Raw genomic sequence first — 4,289 nt, 5'->3', positions numbered from 1 at the left:
CTGGGGCCACATGTGTACCCTGTATCTTGCTTTTCAACTTGATAATATACAACTTCATACAGGTCAAAGTTCGTTGCTGGTTCATTTGGGTCTATTTTGCGGATGTATACACAGTTTGGTTCTCTATTGTTTGTTTTAATGAATTCTTCCCAGCGCTGTTTCATGTTTTTGAATTGCTGTAGAGTTATATATGTATTGCCATTCTTTTTGATGTAGATTATATTGGGTTCTCTTCCTTTTGTTTTTAGGAAGTTTTGGTAGCGGTTTTGCATGTCCTTGAAGTTTTCTTTTTTGAGGCATATCGTTGTATTGGAAATATCTATCATTTTCTTATCACCTATTCCAGCACGTTGCTGTTCCAATCCACATACCACTACGCGTTTTCCAAGCAATTATAGGACAACCAATCGCTCCCGCAGTGTCCCCAGGATATAAGAGTCGTGGAATTCGGATAGTTGCATTTATTTCATTTAGTGTCACTACAGCCTCATAGTATGGAGGATATGGATTGGAACCAACAATATGTTCAATGCGTCCTGTATATACTGCGAAATCCTTTGCAACGTTCTTTGATATCGCTTTGATCGCATCGTAGCCCTCAAATGATCCAGTGATCGTTCTATCCGTTGTGGCTGTGATCTCGGTTTTAACACTGCTGGCATCTCCACTCCAAATAACCCTGTTAATCATAAAAACACTACCCTGGAATTTTCGATAGCCTTCAATCATCAATGGCTGGCCCACCTGTGCATTCACTAACCCTTCCAGTTTCAGTTCAACAGTGTAAATTGGTTTTGAATAGTTGCTTAGTTCTTCCTCACCTTTTATCGCGGCCTCAGATTGGCTGAGCTGTTCTGAATATAACTGTTCGCGTACTCCATATCCAGGCCAGTGATATGCTGTTGTCGAGTCTGTCCAGCCTCTTATGCTTTCTTCATCTTCGAAAGTCTGGGTTCCTTGCTCTGTAACAATCGTTATTCGATTAATTATATTCTCTGCGTTCTCCTCCATCCTGGCATATGTGAGTCGCGGGTTATCGAATATTTTGATACGCATGACAACATCGCCTTGAGGAGCTTCAACCCTATAGATTCTCAGTTTATCCTCAGAGTCTATGTACCAGCCGAGTTTTTCACCTATGATATATGATAGCGTATTCACCAGCTCATTCAATGCCTTTGCCCTGCTTTCCCACCCTCCTGCAAAACCAGTCAAACTAGTGTTATTATCAGAAATTTGCGCGGTAATATCCACTGACGGGCCTAATTCAATCCCAGTACCTTCAAGTATCTCTGATAGTATATCATATGAAGAATACATTTGACCTGTGTCACTTGATGGCCACTGAAATGATTTTAAAAGTAAGTCCGTGCTCGAATCTCTGCCACTGACAACATATCTTATCCTACCAGGTTCTACTTCGTAATCTACCCTGTCTATGGTTCCTCTATAATATGGCATCCCTTTCTCTTTAAATTCTATCCTTGTACCGGTTACTACTTGAATTTCATCTTCAGGGCATACAAGAACGACGCGAAACGATCCAGGAGTCTCTTTCGAACTTTTTGTAATAGTCCATTCCGAAACGCAATGAAGGCAACTCCTCCCACTAATCGCAACATCGACTATTGTCTCTTTTGGGGGCGAACTAATATTCTCGCCGATAACATTCCATGTGCAGTCCACACTTAGCACACTTAGTTCGCCACTTCCTCCTTGATTTTCTCCTTCAGTGATGAATTTGAGAGTGGCCGCGTATGATCCTGCAGTAGCCCATATTGGCGCGTTAACTTTTATGAATATGTCCTTTTCTTCGTCGACATTTAGTACGATGTCTAATGATTTTACAAAGTTCTCACCATCCTCGCTGATGCTGATTTGGGGTGAGCCATCTAATCTGAGCTTTCCACTGAATGGTTCCTCAACTGCTTTCACAGTTATTTGTTGTTCTGATTCGGAATCCAATATCAAGTTTCCAAAATACAACGATTGGATTTCCCTACCATTTTGATATATTTTGATCATAGGTACACCAGCCTTATGTAGACAAGTTTGCAGCCGCTGTTTGTCTCGGCGGTAATGTTTGATGATGGGGGATCATGACGACTTGTTTTAATCTCAATAATCTTAGATGCTTCAGGAAGTTGGAATGTGAGCAGTTCTATTCCATCCTCCCCAGTATCACCGTCGTTATGGTCATGACTATAATGCCAGTATTGCCTTACACCGTTCACCTCAACCCACGCGCCACTCACTGGAATATTACATGCGCTACCTAACAATTGAACTTCTTTCACGGGACGATCTTCTCTAATCAACAAGTAGCCTATCTCTGACCCGTAGAAGCCAGGATCATATTGTGATTCACTTTGGATTATACTATCAAGAACATACTCTAATCTGAAATATACAACATCGATCCAGAAGTGCTTGTAAGGTTCTGTAGCAAGACCAAACCGAAAATTAACAGTAGGATCCTCAAAATAGTTTATCTCAGTAGTTGGAACCTTCGGCTTATTTACTTCAACATCTATGGGATAAGTGCCTAAAAAACCTGTGTCCCAACACCACCATGCCATAGAATTGGGATCATTTGGACAAGGATTTTCAATATACCTATTATTCAAATCTAAAAATATAGGGGTGCGAGTGTTATAAGTAGTCAAAAAGTCGGTTTGTTCTGCGTTAACACGAAAAGCATACCATGCAAAATTATGTTCAAGTATATAACGGGGATTTCCTCCATTGTATCCAAATTTTATCCAGAATCCATAGCGATTTACCCGAGAGCCTTCTGGAAGCACTATATTTTCCTCTGTCTCGACGTTGATCCAATCAGTGCATTCAATTGGCCTTAGTGGCTTGTTTACATTTGAATTGTTGTATGCGACAGCTACATTACCATCCTCAATGCCTATATTAGAGATGTCTGTCCATTCTACACTGTCCCCTGACGAATCCTGTGATATACTGTTAGGTCGTGCAAGAATTACTCCACCATAATCTTCTATAGTACCGCCTTCACCAATCCAAGGATAATATTCGATATGATCATATGAATTATAGCCAGGAACAAGGATTCCATAACTGGGACGGGCACCTGGAACCTCCAATTCCAAGATCAAATCCCATTCTATGACTTGATCTGAAAACTGATCCTCTTTGAACTTAGGATAGTGGATAGCACCCTCCCACATATTATTACCTTCCTTGATCACTACTCTCTGCCCATCTGGAGAACATTGAACTTTAGTTCCTCCATTGATTAGGGGAGTGTTCGAGATTTCAAGAGCCGCAAACTTTGAAAATTTTGCTATTTCATCCCTTGCATCTGTATAGTATTCACTTGGAGTGGCGGCACAATGAAGTGTGACCTGTGGGAAGTTTGACCAATCAACACCATTTGCTGTGATGTATTTTGGTCGTATACCATTTATGATCCAGTCACGGTATCCCAAGTGATCACCACCGTAAGCTTCGAATGTTCACACCCTCAGAGACAACAGATCTTACAATTTCTTCTCCGAGTATCTGTGCAGCATCCTTCAGAGTGCTTCTGTCAACCTTGTCCCCTCTAATCACAACAGCTTCTCTAGCTATGTTTATATTGACTTCAGTTCTTCCAATCATGGCCTCGGCTGGTTGGTCTCTTTCTACAATTCCTATCATAGCAGATGGGGGCTCGGGCCATTCTACTCTTCCTATCTTCGCAGCGAATCCTTCAAAAATTTCCTCACCAGCTTTTACTATGCCTTCCATCCAACTGCGCATGCTGTCTCTTGTCACATCGGCTAATGGGCCAACCTCGGGAGGTGAATGTGGAAGATGTGATTTAATCCATGCGAGAGCTTTTTGGAACGAAGGCATAGCATCCCATATGCCCTTGGTTAAATCATTTATGAAATCTTTACCCCAATCGTAAAACTTCTTGGCAATATCACTGAAGTTTGGGATTGGTAGCTTTGGCCATTTAAATTTCCGGAAAACATCAGTCACGGTATCAGTGAACTTTTTCCAAGCGTCCTCGAATACTCCTTTAATATTAGGCATTGAAACACTTGGAAGTTTCGGCCATTTAAATTTTGGAAACACACTCAAAACCCAACTTGTGAATTTATTCCATGCTGATTGTATACTACCAAGTAAGTCTGGTAATTTGATATCTGGAAGTTTCGGCCATTTAAATTTTGGAAACACACTCAAAACCCAACTTGTGAATTTATTCCATGCTGATTGTATACTACCAAGTAAGTCTGGTAATTTGATATCTGGAAGTTTCGGCCATTTAA

Annotated in this window: 4 protein-coding genes; all 4 read right to left on the bottom strand. The window is 41.0% G+C overall.

Annotated elements, in window-relative coordinates; all coding sequences use genetic code 11:
- On the bottom strand, positions 1–362 hold a 362-nt coding region (locus tag H5T41_10710; GenBank protein MBC7109230.1), incomplete at its 3' end, for a hypothetical protein.
- A complete protein-coding gene (locus tag H5T41_10705) occupies positions 334–2,025 on the bottom strand; it encodes a hypothetical protein (GenBank protein ID MBC7109229.1) in 1,692 nt (563 codons plus the stop codon). The genes H5T41_10710 and H5T41_10705, both read right to left, overlap by 29 nt.
- Positions 2,022–3,458 (bottom strand): hypothetical protein, encoded by a 1,437-nt coding sequence (locus H5T41_10700; protein ID MBC7109228.1) that lies wholly within the window; start codon positions 3,456–3,458, stop codon positions 2,022–2,024. Before H5T41_10700 ends, H5T41_10705 begins: the two co-directional genes overlap by 4 nt.
- A 4-nt stretch (positions 3,459–3,462) precedes the next feature.
- Positions 3,463–4,289: hypothetical protein (locus H5T41_10695; GenBank protein MBC7109227.1), on the bottom strand; the 827-nt coding region annotated here is incomplete at its 5' end.

Source organism: Methanomassiliicoccales archaeon (assembly GCA_014361295.1).
GTDB lineage: Archaea > Thermoplasmatota > Thermoplasmata > Methanomassiliicoccales > JACIVX01 > JACIVX01.
This window is presented reverse-complemented; position numbering and strand designations above follow the sequence as displayed.